This is a genomic window from Aldersonia sp. NBC_00410 (assembly GCF_026342035.1).
In the GTDB taxonomy this organism is placed as follows: domain Bacteria; phylum Actinomycetota; class Actinomycetes; order Mycobacteriales; family Mycobacteriaceae; genus Aldersonia.
In genome coordinates this window covers 347,370-366,054 of record NZ_JAPENM010000003.1, presented here as the reverse complement: position 1 = coordinate 366,054, position 18,685 = coordinate 347,370, and the positions used below count along the sequence as shown (strand labels likewise).

Annotated in this window: 19 protein-coding genes; 4 read left to right on the top strand and 15 right to left on the bottom strand. The window is 68.9% G+C overall.

Annotated elements, in window-relative coordinates:
- Positions 1 to 27 precede the first annotated feature (27 nt).
- The 13 genes from OG921_RS08640 to ftsH form a co-directional block, all read right to left on the bottom strand.
- Positions 28 to 474, bottom strand: a complete 447-nt coding sequence (locus OG921_RS08640; RefSeq protein WP_266111964.1) for a rhodanese-like domain-containing protein — start codon at positions 472 to 474, stop codon at positions 28 to 30.
- Entirely contained in the window at positions 471 to 1,004 is a 534-nt protein-coding gene (locus tag OG921_RS08635; RefSeq protein WP_266111962.1) for a cysteine dioxygenase family protein, read from the bottom strand. Before OG921_RS08635 ends, OG921_RS08640 begins: the two co-directional genes overlap by 4 nt.
- Positions 1,005 to 1,217: 213 nt before the next feature.
- On the bottom strand, positions 1,218 to 2,024 hold the full coding sequence (locus OG921_RS08630; protein ID WP_266111961.1) for a type III pantothenate kinase: 807 nt from the start codon (positions 2,022 to 2,024) through the stop codon (positions 1,218 to 1,220).
- Positions 2,025 to 2,054: 30 nt separating this feature from the next.
- Positions 2,055 to 2,474 carry an aspartate 1-decarboxylase gene (gene panD, locus OG921_RS08625; protein ID WP_266111960.1) on the bottom strand — a complete coding sequence of 140 codons (420 nt, stop codon included), beginning with the start codon at positions 2,472 to 2,474 and terminating at the stop codon, positions 2,055 to 2,057.
- 5 nt (positions 2,475 to 2,479) lie between these two features.
- Positions 2,480 to 3,460 (bottom strand): pantoate--beta-alanine ligase, encoded by a 981-nt coding sequence (gene panC / locus OG921_RS08620; protein WP_266111959.1) that lies wholly within the window; start codon positions 3,458 to 3,460, stop codon positions 2,480 to 2,482.
- Positions 3,457 to 4,380, bottom strand: a complete 924-nt coding sequence (locus tag OG921_RS08615; RefSeq protein WP_266111957.1) for a Rossmann-like and DUF2520 domain-containing protein — start codon at positions 4,378 to 4,380, stop codon at positions 3,457 to 3,459. Before OG921_RS08615 ends, panC begins: the two co-directional genes overlap by 4 nt.
- Before the next feature lie 171 nt (positions 4,381 to 4,551).
- Positions 4,552 to 5,376, bottom strand: a complete 825-nt coding sequence (locus OG921_RS08610; protein WP_266111956.1) for a DUF6779 domain-containing protein — start codon at positions 5,374 to 5,376, stop codon at positions 4,552 to 4,554.
- Between the two features lie 206 nt (positions 5,377 to 5,582).
- The gene (locus OG921_RS08605; protein ID WP_266111955.1) at positions 5,583 to 6,062 is read right to left on the bottom strand and encodes a DUF3180 domain-containing protein; all 480 of its coding nucleotides are present in this window, start codon (positions 6,060 to 6,062) and stop codon (positions 5,583 to 5,585) included.
- Positions 6,059 to 6,562, bottom strand: a complete 504-nt coding sequence (folK, locus tag OG921_RS08600) for a 2-amino-4-hydroxy-6-hydroxymethyldihydropteridine diphosphokinase (RefSeq protein ID WP_266111954.1) — start codon at positions 6,560 to 6,562, stop codon at positions 6,059 to 6,061. The genes OG921_RS08605 and folK overlap by 4 nt, the downstream gene beginning before the upstream one ends.
- Positions 6,559 to 6,942, bottom strand: a complete 384-nt coding sequence (gene folB, locus OG921_RS08595; RefSeq protein WP_266111953.1) for a dihydroneopterin aldolase — start codon at positions 6,940 to 6,942, stop codon at positions 6,559 to 6,561. Before folB ends, folK begins: the two co-directional genes overlap by 4 nt.
- Positions 6,939 to 7,778 (bottom strand): dihydropteroate synthase, encoded by an 840-nt coding sequence (gene folP, locus OG921_RS08590; RefSeq protein WP_266112290.1) that lies wholly within the window; start codon positions 7,776 to 7,778, stop codon positions 6,939 to 6,941. Before folP ends, folB begins: the two co-directional genes overlap by 4 nt.
- Before the next feature lie 41 nt (positions 7,779 to 7,819).
- Entirely contained in the window at positions 7,820 to 8,401 is a 582-nt protein-coding gene (folE, locus tag OG921_RS08585) for a GTP cyclohydrolase I FolE (RefSeq protein WP_266112288.1), read from the bottom strand.
- Between the two features lie 206 nt (positions 8,402 to 8,607).
- Complete coding sequence (gene ftsH, locus OG921_RS08580) at positions 8,608 to 11,214, bottom strand: ATP-dependent zinc metalloprotease FtsH (protein WP_266111952.1); 2,607 nt, start codon at positions 11,212 to 11,214, stop codon at positions 8,608 to 8,610.
- Between the two features lie 296 nt (positions 11,215 to 11,510).
- On the opposite strand from ftsH, the gene OG921_RS08575 reads away from it, so the two are divergent.
- The 4 genes from OG921_RS08575 (at position 11,511) to OG921_RS08560 (ending at position 16,220) form a co-directional block, all read left to right on the top strand.
- Positions 11,511 to 13,424, top strand: a complete 1,914-nt coding sequence (locus tag OG921_RS08575) for a serine/threonine-protein kinase (RefSeq protein ID WP_266111951.1) — start codon at positions 11,511 to 11,513, stop codon at positions 13,422 to 13,424.
- Positions 13,425 to 13,452: 28 nt separating this feature from the next.
- Entirely contained in the window at positions 13,453 to 13,749 is a 297-nt protein-coding gene (locus tag OG921_RS08570) for a DUF2277 domain-containing protein (RefSeq protein WP_266111950.1), read from the top strand.
- Positions 13,750 to 13,851: 102 nt separating this feature from the next.
- On the top strand, positions 13,852 to 15,396 hold the full coding sequence (locus OG921_RS08565; RefSeq protein ID WP_266111949.1) for an aldehyde dehydrogenase family protein: 1,545 nt from the start codon (positions 13,852 to 13,854) through the stop codon (positions 15,394 to 15,396).
- Entirely contained in the window at positions 15,393 to 16,220 is an 828-nt protein-coding gene (locus OG921_RS08560) for an SDR family oxidoreductase (protein ID WP_266111948.1), read from the top strand. Before OG921_RS08565 ends, OG921_RS08560 begins: the two co-directional genes overlap by 4 nt.
- A 32-nt stretch (positions 16,221 to 16,252) precedes the next feature.
- Here the strand turns inward: OG921_RS08560 and OG921_RS08555 are convergent, their stop codons facing one another.
- On the bottom strand, positions 16,253 to 17,134 hold the full coding sequence (locus OG921_RS08555; protein WP_266111947.1) for a LysR family transcriptional regulator: 882 nt from the start codon (positions 17,132 to 17,134) through the stop codon (positions 16,253 to 16,255).
- Between the two features lie 77 nt (positions 17,135 to 17,211).
- Positions 17,212 to 18,594, bottom strand: a complete 1,383-nt coding sequence (locus OG921_RS08550; protein ID WP_266111946.1) for an amidase — start codon at positions 18,592 to 18,594, stop codon at positions 17,212 to 17,214.
- Positions 18,595 to 18,685: the final 91 nt, after the last annotated feature.

The following is an 18,685-nucleotide window of genomic DNA, read 5'->3' as shown; positions in this document are numbered from 1 at the left end:
CGCTCGAGTACCAGCCGGCGTGCTCGGTCAGGACGTGAGGACGGTCCGCGCGTCACGCACGAAATGCGGTGCACGAGCGACCGCGCCGAGCAGCCCTGCCGCCACCAGCGCCTGGTATCCGCCGACGAGATCGGTCGCGCGGTGCAGGCCGAGCTGCTGCAGCGCCGCCGCGGCGAGGCTGGAGGTGTAACCCTCCGAGCACACGATCACCCATTCCACGTCATGGTCGACCGCAAGTCCGATGCGCGCCGAACTGGCTGGATCGCAACGCCATTCGAGGACGTTGCGCTCGATCGCGAGTGCTCCCGGCAGCGTGCCCTCCCGGTCGCGCTGGGCCTGCGGACGGATGTCGACGATGATGGCGCCGCGCTCGACCGCCGCGGGCAGTTCGAATGCGTACATCCGGTCGATCTGCGCGCGAGCCTCTTCGAGCATTGTGTCGATCGACTTGGGTGCGGCGAGTGTGGTGCTCATTTCAGGTCGCCCTCCGGCTGATCGGTCAGTTCGGTGCGGGTGCGGCGCAATGTGCCGCGGTCGGTCACTTCGTAGTAGGACATCGCGGCGAGCGGCGGCGAATAGGCATGCACGCTCAGCGTCGGATTCGCCGCGTCATCGCGTCCGGGAGCAGGCGTCCAAGCGACGTCGTGCACCCAGCCGATCGGGAACGATGCCTGATCGCCCGCGTGCAGCGTGCGCTGAATCAGTTGATCACCTGCCCAACGGAATTCGGACAACGCGCCGCTGAGCACGGTCAGCGCACCGAGCGAGCCGGCGTGATCGTGCAACTCGGTGGATTTGCCGGGCACCCAGCTGATCAGCCAGACGTCGACATCTTCGTCGGACCGCAATCGTGCGCCCCAACGGTTCTGCGTCGGCCAGCGACCGTCGGCGGGCAGCAGCTGATCGAACCGGCCGGACAGCACGTCGTCGGCACCCTGGTCGCTGATGTTCAGCAGATCCGCCGGACGCAGCCGAGTGGGCAGCGCAGCATCGAGGTGCGGCACCGGCAATCGCGTGGACCGGGCCGAAGTGGACCGTAGCGGAGTGGACCGCGCAACGGGTACAGAAATGTCAGTGGAATATGCGGAGAGCACGAGGAAACTCCCAGGAAAGTGTTGATGGGTCGAGGCGGACGTCAGCCTCGACAACACTCCTGGGCGCTCATGCAGGTGGACACGCGGAGAAGAGTAGCAGACCGGCCACCGCACCGCACCTGCTCAGGTGCGGCGAACACGCGTCTTCTCCCGGTTGCGCTCGTACACCAACCGCAGGCCCTCGAGCGTGAGATCGGCTTCGTGGTGCTCGATCGTCTCCGACTCGGGCACGATCAGCGGGGCGCTGTCGCCGGTCGCGATGACGGCGACGTCGCGCCCGGCGAACGCGGGCACGTCGTCGCGAATTCGGTCGACGAGGCCGTCGACCATTGCGGCGAAACCGAAAACCGCGCCGGACTGCATGCATTCGACGGTGTTCTTGCCGACCACCGACCGCGGCCGCACGAGTTCCACCTTGCGCAGCGCCGCACTTTGCGATGCGAGCGCGTCCATCGAGATTTCCAGTCCGGGCGCGATAATGCCGCCGACAAACTCACCCTTCGCCGAAACCACGTCGACACAGGTGGAGGTGCCGAAATCGACAACAATTGCAGGCGAATTGTAGAGATGATGAGCGGCAAGGCAATTGACGATGCGGTCGGCACCGACTTCCTTGGGATTATCGACCAGCAACGGTACTCCGGTGCGTACGCCCGGCTCGACCACGACATGTGGGACGTGGCCCCAATAGCGGGCCAGCATCATTCGGATCTCCCGCAAAACCGACGGCACGGTCGACAAAGCCGAAACACCGGTGATCTCGTCGACCTGCGCGCCGAGCAATCCGCGCAGCGTCAACGCGAACTCGTCGGCGGTCACCCGCGGATCGGTATGCGTTCGCCAGTCCCGCACCAGCTTGCTGTGCTCCCCACTGCCGGAGAACAAGCCGAGGACGATGTGGGTGTTGCGAACGTCGATGGTGAGCAGCACTTTCGGTCCCCCCGTCGGTGTCGGTGCGGCTCAGACGACCGAGAGCTGGCGGGGCGTGATCAGCCCCGAGCCCTCCGGCGCGTGCGCCGGGTCGGAGCCCAGTTCCACCGGGCGGTTCGCATCGTCGACGAACACGACACGCGGCTCGTACTTGCGGATCTCCTCTTCGTTCATCACGCCATAGGAGATGAGGATGACCAGGTCGCCCGGATCCACCAGATGCGCTGCGGCACCGTTGATCCCGATGACACCCGAGCCGGCCTCACCGGTGATGACGTAAGTCTCGAGCCGGGCACCATTGGTGATGTCGACGATGCAGACCTGCTCGCCCTCGAGCAGGTCGGCGGCCTCCATCAGGTTGCGGTCGACCGTGACCGAGCCGACATAGTGCAGGTCGGCGTGCGTCACCGTGGCGCGGTGAATCTTGGACTTCATCATCGTGCGCAACATCGCTGTCACCTTTCCTGTCGGCCGGTCGGGCCGGTCAGATCTGCCTGCGGTCGGTCTGTTTGGTCCGTCGCGTAGTTCACACCGGGATGGTCGTTGAAAACATTGCCGCCGAGGGCAATCGGCATATTGTCGATGAGCCGCGTGCTGCCGACCCGGGCCGCGATCAGCAGTCGAGCGGCACCCTGCTCGGGCACGGGACCGAGATCGGCGGCGCGCAATTCCAGGTAGTCCAGTTCGACTCCGGACGCGGCGGCGACCACATCGCGGGCCGCGGTGAGCACCGCATCGGCACCCCACGGCCCGTGGTGCACACCCGCGACCAGTGCCGAGGACAGCGCGAGCGCGGCTTCCCGCTGCGCCGGGTCGAGGTAGCGATTCCGCGAGGACAGTGCCAACCCGTCCGCCTCGCGAACGGTGGGGATGCCGATGATCTTGGTGTCCATGTTGAGATCGCGCACCAGCTGCCGAATCAGCACGAGCTGCTGGTAGTCCTTTTCGCCGAAGAATGCCTCACGGGCACGGGCGATCTGCAGCAGTTTGGCGACGACGGTGAGCATGCCGGCGAAATGCGTGGGGCGGCTCGCGCCTTCGAGCTCGGCGCCGACCGGGCCGGGCAGCACGGTGGTGCGTGGCCCGTCGGGGTACATGTCGGTGGCGCTCGGCGCGAAGACGATCTCGACACCCTCGCCGCGCAGCAGTTCGACGTCCGCGTCCAGGGTGCGCGGATAGGCATCGAGGTCCTCACCGGCACCGAACTGCAGCGGGTTGACGAAGATCGAGACGATCACAACGGCGTGGGTGCGCTTCGCGGCGCGGACCAACTGCAGGTGCCCCTCGTGCAACGCGCCCATCGTCGGCACCAGCGCGACCTTGCGCCCGACCGTGCGCAGCGCGTTCGATACCGCGGTCACCACGGCAGGATCGTGGTGGACGGTGAGTTCGCCCGGTGTGTAGCTGCCACGCAGCGCGGTCTTCGCAGAGGTCATCGTTGCTCCAACAGTTCGATCAGATCGTCGCGGCCGCCCACGAGCTGCGCGGTTCGCAGGGAAAGTGCTCGATACCCGGCTGCCAGGCGCGGGTCGAGCGCGTCGAGTTCGGCCAGATGCGCCGACACCGCGGGGACATCACCGCGCGCCACCGGGCCGGTCAGCGCCGCCGGGCCGCGGCGCAGCGCGTTGTCCAGCGCAGCGGAGAGCAGCGGCGCGAGCACGCGCTCGGCGATACCGCCCGGCTGCTCGTCGACGATCGGCTGGCCGAGCAGCTCCGCGCCGGCCAGCGCCTCGCGCAGCGCGGCAACCGCGTCGACGACCAGCGTCACCATGTGGTTGCTGCCGTGCGCGAGCGCGGCGTGATAGAGCGCGCGGTTGGCCTCCGGTACCCGGACCGGCTCTCCGCCGATCTCGATGACCAGTGACTGCGCGATCGCGTAACCGATCTCGTCGGCCGCCGTGACGCCGAAGCACGCGTTGGCCAGCCGGATGGTGTCCTCGTCGTGGCCGGTGAACGTCATGGCCGGATGAATCGCGAGCGGGGTCGCGCCCTGCTCGGTGAGCGGTGCGAGCACCCCGATGCCGTTGGCACCCGAAGTGTGCGCGACGAGGGTGCCGGGCCGAACGGCGCCGGTCGTGGCCAGGCCGCGGACCAGGCCGGTGAGCTGCGCGTCGGGGACGGCGAGGATCAGCAGTTCGCTGCGGGCGGCGACCTCGTGCACCGGCAGAATCCGGGCGTCGGGCAGCCGGGTCCGGGCGCGGTGAATGCTCGCGTCGGAGATGGCGGAAACACCGAACACGACGTGTCCGGCTCGGTCCAGCGCTGCACCGATGGCCGTTCCCACTCGTCCCGCCGAGACGATGCCAACCGTCAATCGTGCGGGCGCGGGGTCACCAGTGATCCCGGGTGAGGTCACCTGAGTCCTCTCTTGATCCGTTCCAGTCCCTCAAAAAAATGTGCGGGTACCAGACGTACGTATCAAGGATATCGGCGGGTGACCGGGCAGGGCTACGCCCGAGCAGAGTGATATATCGCTCAATTACGGGCCGGCGCTGCAGCGCCCCGGGTCAAACCGCGCGGCAACGCGTCAGTTCGACTTCTCCGCCGCGAGGTTGGCGAGGATCTGCGCCACCGAAAGGCCGGCGGTACCCGGCCCGAGGTCGTCATTGTCCGCGGCGCGCCTGCGGCGACGCGACACCGGCACACCGGGCGGCGGCTCAGGATCGTACTGCGCGGCCGTCGGTGCGGCCTCGTGCGCTCCCCCGGCGGGTTCGTCGGCGGGTTCGTCGGCGACCTCGGCCCATTCCGTCTCGTCATCGCGGTCGGCGTGCTCGTCGAGTCGGATCGCGGCCGTCTCGGCGGTCACCGGGTCGTCGTCGGGCGAGGCAAACCGGGGCACGTTGGCATGGGTTCCGGTGCCGTACGCGGGCACCGGGGCGATCGGCTCCGGCTGCTCGGGCTGCAGCTCGTCGGGCTGCCCGGCACCCTCCGCCGTGCCGGTGAGCTCGGCGAGCCTGATCGACTCGGCGCGCAGCGCGAGCCGCTCGGCCGGCAGCTCGCCGTCGAAGAGGATCTCGAGATTGCGGCGCAGCGCAGCCAGTTCGGTGCGCAGGCCGGCCAGTTCCTCGGCATCGATCCCGACTTCGCGGCGCACCCGGGTTTCCACGCCCAGCTCGTACTCCCGCCGCGCCGAGACCTCCCGTTCCAGTTGCAGCCGGTAGACGGTCTGCAAATCGTCGACCTTGGCCTTGTCCAGATCGGACTCGCGGCGGTACCGCGTCATCGCGAACGCGGCGATGACGGCCGCCCAGACCGCGGCCATCAGGCCAAGCCGAAGCAGCTCGACGCTGTCACTGAAAACCAGGAACCCGGTGGCGATCACGCCGAGCAGAATCAATACGCCGGGGATCACCTGGGTACGAAAGCGTCGGCTGCGTCGTGAAGAGCCGGGCCGGCTGCCTCGTGAAGAGCCGGAACGAGCCGAAAAAGTCATGGCGTCCAGCGTAACCGCCCCGGACAACGGAACGGCCGGCCTTCGGCCGTTCCCACTCTCGTGACCGGCCGCTTCGATTGAGCGCGCGCCGGATTGCGCGGCGATGCGATTTCCACCCCGGACCCCTAATCCACCGACTGATCGGACGGATCGTCGGGCGCGCGGCAACAGTGCTCGAGCCACAATGCCGCACCCGCCAGGGCGATGCCCGCGAACAACCCGACGATCACGCCCGGGCTGTCATCGACCGCAGCGGACAGGACCGACCGCTTCGGAAAAACGTAGAGCAGAAAACCGAGCCAGATTCCGGCCACGGCGGCACCGACCAACGCGGAGGCCTTGGCGAGCGCCACCGCACGGGCAGCCGTGATCGGGTGCAGTTGCCGAGGTCCGTCGCCGATCCGGTGGTCGTCGATCCGTGCCCGGATCATGAATGCCGCAACCACCTCCACCGCAGCGACCAGGTACAACGAGGCGCCCGCGAACACCGGAATCGGCGGCAGATCGCCGTAGTAGACGCGCAGCAGAACCCAGGCCGCGAGCGTCGCCACCACGAACACGGTAAGCAGGTCGCGGATCCGGGTCGGTTTGAGTTCGCCCGTCATGTGCGCAGCACCGATTCGGTGCGGTGCACGCCGTCCCGCTCCGCGGAGTCGAGTTCGGCCAGCAGATCACGCACCCGACGTGTGGCACCTGCGACGGCGAGCGTCGCGTCGGGGTCGACGTCCAACCACGGCACCAACACGAATGCGCGCTCGTGAGCGCGCGGGTGCGGCAGCGTCAGCTCGGGATCGGCGCGAATCTCGGCACCGCAGGTGATCACGTCCACATCGAGTGTGCGGGGGCCCCATCGGAGGTCGCGATGCCGCTGCGCCGCGGTCTCCAACTGCCGGCCGAGCAGTAGCCACCCGATCGGATCCAGCTCCGGATCCTCGGCGATCACAACGGCATTGAGAAAGTCCTGCTGCTCCACGCCGCCCCACGGCGCGGTCCGATAAACCCCCGACACGGCGCGGACCCGGCTGCCGAGCCCGTCGACCACCGACTGCAGGTGGGCGAGCCGATCACCGATATTCGATCCGATCGAGAGCACCGCTACCGTCATCGCAACTCGTCATCGTGCCGATTTCGGGTGCGTCGCGCCGTCACCGCGACATCGGCGAAGGTGTGCGGAATCGGCGCGGACGGTTTGTGCACCGTCACCTCGACACCACGCACCCGGACGTCACTCAGCACCCCGTCGGCGATCTCTGCGGCAACGGTCTCGATGAGGTTGCGCGGTGGGCCGGCCAGCACCGCCACCGCGGCGTCGGCCAGCGCGCCGTAGTCGTAGGTGTCGCCCAACTCGTCGGACTGCGCCGCCGCGGCGAGGTCGAGCCACAGCGTGATGTCCACCAGGAAGTCCTGGCCGTCGCGGCGCTCGTGCTCGAAGACTCCGTGGTGACCGCGCACCCGCAGCCCGCGTAGTTCGATGCGATCGCTCACTCGCCCGGTCCCCTCGTCCCATCCTCGGTGTTCGCCGTGCCGCCGTGCTGCCACGCGCTCGCCACCGCCACCGCGTCGAGGGACGATCGCACGTCGTGCACCCGCACACCCCAGGCACCCTGCGCCGCGGCGAGCGCCGACACCGCGGCGGTGGCCACCTCGCGGCCGTCGGGTGCGCGCGGACCGTCCGCGTCGGCGAGCAGGGTGCCGAGGAACCGCTTGCGCGACGCCCCAACCAGCACCGGCAGGCCGAGCGCGACAAACTCCGGCAACGCTTTCAACAACGCCCAGTTGTGCTCGCCCGTCTTCGCGAAGCCGAGTCCCGGATCGATCGACAGCAGGGATGCGTCGACCCCGGCCGCAACCGCCGCGTCGACACACTCGAGCAACTCTGCGCGCACGTCGGCCACGACATCCCCGTAATGTGCCGCGGCGCTGCGGTGCGCGAAGTCCGCGGCCGAGCGCCAGTGCATCAGAATCCACGGCACCCGGGCGTCGGCGACGACGCGAGCCATATCGGGGTCGGCACGGCCACCGGACACGTCGTTGACCACCGCGGCCCCCGCCTCGATCGCGGCGGCGGCGACGCTCGCGCGCATGGTGTCGACGCTGACCGAGACACCGGCAGCGGCTAGGTCGGCAATCACCGGTGCGATCCGCCGCGCCTCGATCTCGGGATCGATCCTGGCCGCGCCGGGACGCGTGGACTCACCGCCGACGTCGATCAGGTCCGCGCCCTGCGCGCGCAGCTCGAGCCCATGCTCGACGGCTGCGCTGTGCAGCAGATATCGGCCGCCGTCGGAAAAGGAGTCGGTGGTGACGTTCACGACGCCCATAACCACGCAGGAGCGCCCGCCGCCGGGCGTCGGGAGACCGCTCACCTGCGCAGAATCAGATCCAGCGCCTCGGCGCGGGAGACTGCGCTGGACTGGAACAGGCCGCGCACGGCCGACGTCGTCGTGCTCGCGCCCGGCTTGCGGATACCGCGCATCGCCATGCACAGGTGCTCGGCCTCCACCACGACGATCGCGCCGCGGGGATCGAGCTTGCGCATCACGGCGTCGGCGATCTGGCTGGTCAGCCGCTCCTGCACCTGCGGCCGCTTGGCATACAGATCGACCACCCGGGCAAGTTTGGACAGCCCGGTGACCCGCCCGGTCTTACCCGGGATATAGCCCACGTGTGCGACACCGTGGAACGACACGAGGTGATGCTCGCAGGTGGAGTAGAGCGGGATGTCGCGAACCAGCACGAGTTCCTGATGGCCCTCGTCGAACGTGGTGTCGAGGACCCGGTCGGGTTCGGTGTACAGCCCGGCGAATACCTCGCGATACGAACGCGCGACACGGGCCGGAGTATCGAGCAGTCCGGGCCGGTCCGGGTCCTCTCCGACCGCGATCAGCAGCTCGCGAACCGCCGCCTCGGCACGCGGCTGATCGAACGCCCGGCCGGTCCCCAACGCGACAAGTTCCTCGGCGGGTACCGAGGAACCGTCCGGGTCGGGAGTGCGACCGTTCGTCTCCGCCGGGCGGGTGTCACCGTTGATCTGTTCGACCGCCAATCCGAGCACCTCCACGTGTTCTCCACCGGCGGCCGCACGCGCTGTCGTGCCGGTGCCGTTTTACTTGGCCCAAGCCTAGATTGCGGGCCCGACCGTGCGGGACGTCAGCTCCTGCCGTTGGACCCGCGCCACCACTGCGACTGCGATCCGTTGCGACCGTCGTTCTCGTCGCCGGAAGCCGGATGACCATTCTGGTCGGATGCCGGGTGACCATTCTGGTCGGACGCCGGGTGGCCATTCTGGTCGCCCGGATGACCGTTTTGCTGCTCACCGGACCGCTTGGGCGCCGTCCACCGACCATTCTGCTCCGGCTGATCCCACGCCCCGGGCTGTCCCCACTGGCCCGACTCGGGCGGTGTCCACTGGCCCGACTCGGGCGGTGTCCACTGGCCCGCCCCGGGCTGTCCCCACTGGCCTGCCCCGGGCTGTCCCCACTGCGCCGACTCGTCCCAGTTCCGCTCGCGCGGTCCACCGACCGGCTCGCTCGGCGGCCAACCGGGGGCCGACCAGCCGGCTGGAGCGCCGTAATCCGGACGCGAACCCTTCGTCGCACCGGACTGCGGCGGGTAGCTCGCGTGACCGGGGTGGGCCGGGTAGCCCGCGCGCGCCGGCGGTCCGGGCGGCGCCGGATAGCCCGACGGGGTCGGTTGCGGTTCCGGCTGCCACGGCTGCTGCGGGGCGGCCGGGTTCTCCGGCGTCTGCCCGCGCGGCTGCGTCGGCTCGGCTGCCCGAGGCTGCGGCGTGTCGGACGGGGGCTGGTGCGTATCGGCCGGGGGCCAGGGTTCGCCGCGCTCGAGCGCGAGCTCGCGCGGGGTCTTCACCGGCGGCTTGTCCGAGGGCACCCGCTCGCCGAAATCGTTGAACGCGGTGATCCGCGGACGCTTCTCGACCGCGGTGAATATCGCCTGGAGATCCTTGCGGTGCAACGTCTCTCGCTCCAGCAAGGCGGTCGCGAGCTCGTCGAGCACATCGCGGTACTCGTTGAGGATCGCCCATGCCTCGGTGTGCGCGGCCTCGATCAGGTTGCGCACCTCCTCGTCGATCTCGCGGGCGATCTCGTGGCTGTAATCGGGCGCGGTACCCATGGTGCGGCCGAGGAACGGATCCCCGTGGTCGGTTCCGTACCGGACCGCGCCGAGCTTGGCGCTCATGCCGTACTCGGTCACCATCGCACGTGCGATCTTGGTGGCCTGATCGATGTCGGACGACGCGCCGGTGGTCGGCTCGGCGAACACCAGTTCCTCGGCGGCGCGACCACCCATCGCCATCACCAGGCGGGCGATCATCTCCGAGCGGGTCATCAGACCCTTGTCGTCCTCGGGCACCGTCATCGCGTGGCCACCGGTGCGGCCGCGGGCCAGGATCGTCACCTTGTAGACCGGTTCGATATCCGGCATCGCCCAGGCAGCCAGCGTGTGCCCACCCTCGTGGTACGCGGTGATCTTGCGTTCGTGCTCGCTGATGATGCGGCTCTTGCGGCGCGGGCCACCGATGACGCGGTCGACGGCTTCCTCCAACGCCACACCGGTGATCACTGCGCCGTTCTCGCGGGCGGTGAGCAGGGCGGCCTCGTTGACGACGTTGGCCAGGTCCGCGCCGGACATGCCGACGGTCCGCTTGGCCAGGCCCTCCAGGTCGGCGTCGGGCGAGATCGGCTTGCCCTGGCCGTGCACCCGTAGGATCGCGCGTCGACCGGCGAGATCCGGGCTGCCGACCGGGATCTGGCGGTCGAAACGTCCCGGGCGCAGCAGCGCCGGGTCGAGAATATCGGGGCGGTTGGTCGCGGCGATCAGGATGATGCCGGTGCGGTCGCCGAAGCCGTCCATCTCGACGAGCAGCTGGTTCAGCGTCTGCTCGCGCTCGTCGTGGCCACCGCCGAGGCCGGCGCCACGCTGGCGGCCGACCGCGTCGATCTCGTCGACGAAAATGATGCAGGGGCTGTTCTGCTTGGCCTGCTCGAACAGGTCGCGTACCCGGGAGGCGCCGACACCGACGAACATCTCGACGAAGTCCGAGCCGGAAATGGTGAAGAACGGCACCCCGGCCTCACCGGCCACGGCACGCGCGAGCAGCGTCTTACCGGTGCCGGGCGGGCCGTAGAGCAGCACGCCCTTGGGGATTTTTGCGCCCAGCGCCTGGTAGCGCGCCGGGTTCTGCAGGAAGTCCTTGATTTCGTAGAGCTCTTCGACCGCTTCGTCGGCACCCGCGACGTCGTTGAACGTCGTCTTGGGCATGTCCTTGGTCAACTGCTTGGCCTTCGACTTGCCGAAGCCCATGACGCCACCACGGCCGCCGCCCTGCATACGGCCCATCACGAAGATGAACAGGCCGAGCAGGATCACCATCGGCAGGACGAAAATCAGCAGCTGGGAAAGCCAGTTCTGCTGGCTGACCTTCGTGTTGTATTTTTCCGCACCGGAGTTCTGTACCGCGGTGAAGACCTCGTCGGACGCTGCTGCCGGATACTTCGTGAGAATTTCGGTCTTGCCGTTGGTCGCGTCGTTGCCCGTCTTCAGCGTTAGCCGTAGCTGCTGCTCGCGGTCATCGATCTGCGCCTCGGTGACGTTCTGGTCGCTGAGCTGGGTCAGCGCCACAGATGTGTCGACGGATTCCCAGCCACGCGTGCTGTTTCCGAAATAGCTGAACGCGTAAATGACCAGCAGAATCCCGGCGACGATCGCCAGGTTGCGGAAGACAGTCTTGCGATTCATACAGCCTCGGCCACGGTGGCCTGTCCTTTCGTGTCCAGTCTCCACCGCCGAGTCGTGCGCGACGAAACGGTGGCGCTTGCTCGCGGGCGCGCCAAGTCCAGCACACGAGGCGGAAACACCAGGCTACCGCGAACAACGTGGGCCTACGACGGTGCAGGCCCGGAATGTGCAACGTCTCGCCCACCGATGTGGTTCCCGATCCGGGTTGGGGTGAGCAGCGCAACTCCGACGCGATCCGCCGGTCACCGATCCGCCGGTGGCGTTAATGAATCCGCAGTCCGCGGTGATTCCTCGGTATGGAGACCCTGGCGAACACCGGTAGTGGCGGCGGGACGGCCACCGCGCTGGTCGTGCCGGACCGGCGGGGTGCCACCGGCGGCGGCGACCTCGACGGTGCGCTCGAGATCATCGACGCGGGTGCCCGGATCGACGACTTCGACCTGCTGACCGCCCTCGGCCGAGGCGCGTTCGCCCGCGTCTTCCTCGCCCGGCAACGGTCGATGCAACGCCTCGTCGCGGTGAAGATCTCACACAACCATGGCAGCGAACCGCAGACCCTGGCGCATCTGGACCACGACCACATCGTCCGGGTGTTCGACCAGCGCCTGATCGAGCACGACCGGCTCAAGCTCGTCTATATGCAGTACGTGCCGGGCGGCACGTTGCTCGGCGTGCTGCGCCGGGTGCGCGACACCCCGCCCCATGCGCGGACCGGGCAGCTGCTGCTCGACGCGATCGACGCCGAACTTGCCGACCGCGGCGGGATCCGGCCGAGCGAATCGCGCAGCCGGGCCGATATCGCGGGGCTGAGCTGGCCCGAAGCGGTCGCCTGGCTCGGTCGCCGGCTCGCCGACGCGCTCGACTACGCCAACCGCCGCGGCGTGCTGCACCGCGACATCAAACCGGCCAACGTGCTGCTTACCGCCGAGGGCGCACCGAAACTCGCCGACTTCAACATCAGCTTCGACGAACACGTGCACGATGCGCATCCATTGCGGTACTTCGGTGGCTCGCTGTCGTATATGTCGCCCGAGCAGCTCGCCGCCGCACATCCCGACCGGTCGGGCAGCGCCGCGGACCTCGACACCCGCTCGGATCTGTACGCGCTCGCGGTGATGCTGTGGGAACTGCTCACCGGGCGCCGTCCCTTCGGTGCCGACGCCGACGAGCCGGACCCGGGCCCGGCCGGGCTGCCCACCGCCATCGACCACCAGCTCGCACTGCGGGACCGTCCGATCGAAGACCGGGTGCTCGCCGACCTGCCGCCCGACTGCCCCGCCGCGCTGCGCCGGGTGTTGCTCAGCTGCCTGGCCCCCGATCCGGCGGACCGCCCGGAACGCGGTCGCGAACTCGCCACGCAGCTCGACCTTTGCCTCGATGTGCGGGCCCGCAACCTCGTCGATCCGCCGGCCAGGAGCTGGCAGCGTCGCCTCGCGCCGTGGACGGTCGTCGTCGCCACCCTGGCCGGCGCGGTCGGCAATTTCGGCGCGGTGCTCTACAACAACAACCACAACGGCCGGCTGATCGACCCTGCGCTGACCGCCGAACAGCACCACAGCCTCGAGACCATCGGCAACTTCGTCGACTGGCCGTTCTACCCGATCGTGTTCGGACTGCTGCTCTACCTGGGCAGGCACGCGATCCTGGTCCCGCACGGGCTGCGCCACGGTCGCCGCTACGACCAGCGAACCCTGGCCCGCACCCGCGCAAACATCCTGACGGTCGGCGACCGGGCCTCGCTGATCGGATTCGCCGGCTGGGTGGTGGCAGGCACGGTGTTCGTCACCGGACTCCTCGTGGTCGGCGATCTACCGCCCACAATGCTGCTGCACCTGCTGGTCACCCTGGTGGTGTGCGGCGCGATCTCGGTGTCGTATCCGTTCTTCCTGGTGACCTTCTGGTGTGTGCGGGTCGAATACCCAACTCTGCTCCGGCACGGCCGGGGGCACCTGACCGCCGACGACGCCCGACGGCTGCACGCGCTCGGCGGCCGCGCCACCGTCTATCTCGGAATCGCCGCGGCGGTGCCGATGATCGCGGTGCTGGCCGGGGTGAGTTTCCTGCTGCCGGGCCAGCTGCCGCTGATCATCGGACCGATGCGCTGGTTGTGCGTGTGCGCCGTCGCCGCGTTCGTGGTCGTCTACTGGCTGTTCCGGACACTGGAAGCCGACCTGCGCGCGCTGCAGCGGGTGGTCGCGGCGGGTGTCTGATCTGCCCGAACCGACCTACTGTTGGGGTATGTGCCGAAACATCACCGCGCTGCGCGGACTCGAACCTGCGGCAACGGCAGAGGAGATCGAGGCGGCCGCCCTGCAGTACGTACGCAAGGTCGGCGGGCTGTCGAGCATCTCGGCCACGACCCGACCGGCCGTCGACGCCGCGGTCGCCGAGATCGCGGCCATCACCACCCGGCTGCTCGAGGATCTGCCCGAACGCAAGGTGCCGCCGAAGAATCTCCCGCCGCTGCGGCGGCTGCATTCGCACGATGGGCACGTCCACACGCACGAGCACGGTGAACACACGCACGTGCACTGATTCGCCGGGGTCGGGCGCGCTGTCCCATTTGCCGGTCAGCCGTCTTAGAGTGTGCAACGGATCACGTCTCAACGTCTCAAAACCGAGTTCAGGGAGGTCCCAGTGACCACGACGCAGGCGCCGCAGCAGGCAGCCCAGATCGAAGTACACAACCCCGCGGATGGCCGCGTCGTCGGTACCGTGCCGGTCGAGTCCGCCGAGGCGGTTGCCGGCACGGCGGCGCAACTGCGCGCGGCCCAGCCCGCGTGGGAAGCGCTCGGGCCCAGCGGTCGCGCGGAATGGCTGTTCAAGTTCCAGGAGTGGCTGCTCGCCAACGAGCAACGTCTTGGCGACGTGCTGCAGTCCGAGACGGGCAAGACACGCGGCGACGCCTCGATCGAGGTTCCGATGGTGGCGGATCTGATCGGCTACTACGCCCGCAATGCCGAGAAGTTCCTCTCCGACGACCACCCCAGGGCGCACAGTCCGCTCGGCAAGATCAAGAAGCTCACCACGGTGTTCCGTCCGTTCCCGGTGGTCGGCGTCATCACCCCATGGAACTTCCCGATCGCGATGCCCGGGATGGACGTGGTCCCCGCCCTGCTCGCGGGTGCCGCCGTGCTCCTCAAGCCCTCCGAGGTCACGCCGCTGTCCGCGGTGGAGTTCGGCCGCGGCTGGACGGAGATCGGCGCGCCGCCCGTGCTCGCGGTGGCCACCGGTTTCGGCGCCACCGGCGCCGCGGTCGTGGACAACGTCGACTACCTGCAGTTCACCGGTTCCACCCGCACCGGTCGGTCGATCGCGGTCGCGTGCGCGCAGCGACTCATCCCGTTCAGCCTCGAACTCGGCGGCAAGGATCCCGCGATCGTGCTGGCCGACGCCGATATCGACCGGGCCGCCAACGGCATCGCCTGGGGTGGGCTGGTCAACGCCGGGCAGGTGTGTGTGTCGGTGGAGCGCGTCTACGTCGAGGCACCGGTGTACGACGAGTTCGTCGCCAAGCTCACCGAGCGCGTCGGCGCACTTCGTCAGGGCAAGGACGACCGCAGCTTCAAATACGACGTCGGCGCATTGGCCACTCCCGGGCAGCGCGACATCGTCGCCCGGCATGTGGAAGAAGCCGTGGCCGCGGGTGCGCGCGTGACAACCGGCGGCAAGGCGACCGGCGAGGGCACGTTCTACGAACCGACAGTGCTCGTCGATGTCGACCACTCCATGTCGTGCATCCGCGAGGAGACCTTCGGGCCGACCATTCCGGTGATGAAGGTCGCCGACGAAGCCGAGGCCATCCGGCTGGCGAACGACTCCGAATACGGGCTTTCGGCGACGGTGTGGACCGGCGATGCCGAGCGCGGCAAGTCGGTGGCGCGCCAGCTCGAAGCCGGCGCGGTCAACATCAACGACGCCATCGCCAACCTGCAGAGCTACGCGCTGCCGATGGGCGGGTGGAAGGACTCCGGCGTCGGCGCGCGTTGGGGCGGTGCGGCCGGGCTGCAGAAGTACTGCCGACGGCAGGCCATCACCGAACCGCGACTCAAGCCGATGAAATCCGAGCCACTCTGGTACCCCGCCAAGAAGCGCAACGCGGACTTCGCCTTCGGCCTGCTGCGTCTGGCCTACGCCCGCGGCCTGCGCAGCAAGCTCGGGCTGGGCGCGCGGCGCAAGTGAGCGGCAAGGTCGTCGTCATCACCGGCGGCGCGCGCGGAATCGGGTTCGCGACGGCGACCGCGCTGCACCGGCTCGGCGCCGACGTCGCCATCGGAGACATCGACGAAGCGAAGGTGAAGGAGGCAGGCGCCGAGCTCGGACTCGAGGTGTACGACCGGCTCGACGTCACCGACCCGACCTCGTTCGAGGCGTTCCTCGACCGCACCGAACGCCAACTCGGACCGATCGATGTGCTGGTGAACAACGCGGGGATCATGCCGTGCGGCAGGCTCGTCGACGAGCCCGACGCGGTCACGCGCCGGATTCTCGACATCAACACCTACGGGGTGATCCTGGGCAGCAAGCTCGCCGCGGCGCGGATGGTGCCGCGACGGCGGGGGCACGTCATCAACATCTCGTCGATCGCCGGCGAGATGCCGACCCCGGGGCTGGCCACCTATAGCGCGAGCAAGGCTGCGGTGCTCGCGTTCACCGATGCGATGCGCGCGGAGTACAACGGCACCGGGGTGCATTTCTCCGCTGTGCTACCGACCTTCACCAACACCGAACTGACTGCGGGAACGGGCGGCGCCAAGGGATTTCGCAACGCGGAGCCGGAGGAGATCGCCGCGGCCGTGGTGGCGCTGCTGGCGAAACCACGCCGCCGCATCGCGGTGACCAGGATCGCGGGTGCCATCTCGCGCAGCCAGAACTTCATGCCGTCGCGGCTGGTCGAGTTCCTCGGCAGGCACAGCGGAATGGAGAACGTGTTCCTCGACGACGTCGACATCGAGGCGCGCCGGGCCTACGAGCGACGGGCACGCGGCATCGCAACCGGTGGGTAGCCGCATCAAAACCGGCGGGTAGCCGGCGTGCCTCATTCGGGAAACCACTCGGCGTCGGGGTCATTGCCGTAGATCTCGTCGATGAAGCGGGTGACCGCGGCGCGGTCGTCGTCGGCGCGCCAGGCGAGTACCAGCTCGGCGGGCGGGATATCGACGACGCGGCGCATGACCGTACCCGGCCAGCGATGCGCCGGCATGGCGAACTCGGGCAGCAGCACGACGCCGACACCCAATTCCACCGCCTCCACCCGCTCGTCCGCCGTCGACGCAATACCGGAGATACGTGCCTTCGAGCCTTCACGCACGTCGTTGCCGACCCAGTAGTCACGGAGAATCCCGGCCCCTTCGGGCAGCGCCAGGAATGGTTCATCGGCGATATCGGCGAAATGAACCTCGGACTCGCCCGCCAGCCGGTGCTTCAGCGGCAGCAGCACCCAGCGCGGCTCTCGGCGGACCTTGCGCCACCGGTAGTTTTCCGGCCGCGTCAAGGGCAGCAGGATGATCGACACGTCGGACTTGCGGCTGTCCAGGCCGACGGAGGGATCCGCGTACGTCGAGGAGTAGACCACCACCGGACTCGAACTGCGCTGCTCCATCTGCTCGAGCAGGCCGAACTCGTGGGTGAACATCATGCCGAGCCGGATCCCGTCACCGGCCGGGGCGAGCGCGGCCCGCGTTTGCTCCCATTGCGCCAGGATCGCGCGGGCCCCCACGAGCAATTCGCGACCGGCGACCGTCAGCGCCACCGAACGCTGGTTGCGGTCGAAGAGCACAGTGCCGAGGTGGCGCTCGAGTTGCTGGATCTGTCGCGACAGCGTCGGCTGGCCGATCTCGAGATCCGCTGCTGCCTGGGTGAAATGCAGCCGCTCCGCGACTGCCACGAAATACCGCAGGTCCCGCAGGCTGGGCTCCATGTAATGGTGCTATCAGAGATTGCCCGCCGCCGCCACGGAAGCGACTCGGCAGCGCGGCAACGGAAGCGGACGCGGCGTCAGCGTGCGCCCGGCGGGCGGCGAACCCACGGATGACGGCTCTCCACCTGCCGGGCAATGGCCAGGATGTCGGCTTCGCTGCCCGGCGGACCGATCAGCTGCGCCGCGACCGGTGTGCGCGACTCCGTGTGGATGCCGACGGGAACACTTGCGCCCGGCCAACCAAGCAGGTTCCAGATGGCGGCGAGCGGTGAGTACCGGACCGAAGCTGTGACGTTGGCCCGCCACGAGAGCTCACTCCAGGTCACCGCCGCCGCCGGCGGGCGCGCGAGGGTCGGTGTCACGAGCAGATCGATACCGTCGAAGAGACCGCGCATCGCTTCCTCGATCTCGTCCAGGTCGGACTTCCGCACCAGGCCCAGCCTATTCACAAGACGGCCGAGTGCCGCGTGCCTTCGATTGCGCCGCTGCACCAAAGACCGCTCGAAACCTTCGATGTCGATGGCACTGTTGGCCAGCCACCGGGAGCACACGGCGACCGGCAGCTTCGGATAGGGCACGTCGACCGGGATGACGCGATGCCCGACCGCGCCAAGCACCGCACCCGCCGTGCGAGCCGCCCGCGCCCATTGCGGATCAACCCGAACCAGCGGTGAGAGGCTCGCCGTCGAGACACCGATGCGCAGATTCCCCGGCCGCCGGATCCGCGCCAGCCTCGGATCGCCCGCCATCACCGACAGCATCAGCGCGCCGTCGGCGACCGTCGTTGCCAGCACCCCGTTCTCCGCCATCCCCGACCAGGAGTCCCGCCCGATCTGGGCGGGCACCACCCCGCGGCCCGGCTTGAGCCCGAATAGGCCGCAGCACGCCGCCGGAACGCGCACCGAACCAAGACCGTCGCTGCCGTGCGCGATCGGCACCATTCCTGCGGCGACCGCCGCCGCCGAGCCACCGGACGAGCCGCCCGGGGTGCGGTCCGGATTCCACGGATTTCGGGTGACGTGCCCGGGTGAATCGGTAAACGGCCACGCGTCCAGTTCGCACACCGTGGTCTGCCCGACCACGATCGCACCGGCCGCGCGGAGCCGGGCTACCACCGGATGGTCCGCGGCGGCGGGTGGTGACGCAGCGGCCCGGGAGCCGGCGTGCATCACCTCGCCGGCGACGTCGATGATGTCCTTGATCGCGATCGGAACACCCGCCAAGGGCAACTCGGCGAGGTCGGCTCGGGACGCCAGCGCATCCGCCTCGGCCACGGCGCGCTCGTACCGGACACAGGCGAATGCGCCGATCGCGGGATCGGCGCGGCCGATGGTGTCGAGCGCCGATCGGACCGTTGCGCCGGGCGCGCACCGACCCGACCGCACGGCGAGCGCGATCCCGGTGGCGGTGAACGTGTCATCGACATCCCACCAGGACGCTCGCTCCGAGCGCTGCTGCATGCACCGAGTATCCACCCAAAACCCGCTGCGACCGGCAGATTCATGCAGCCCTTACGCCGCCGCACCGCCATCGGGCGGGGGCGGCGGCGAC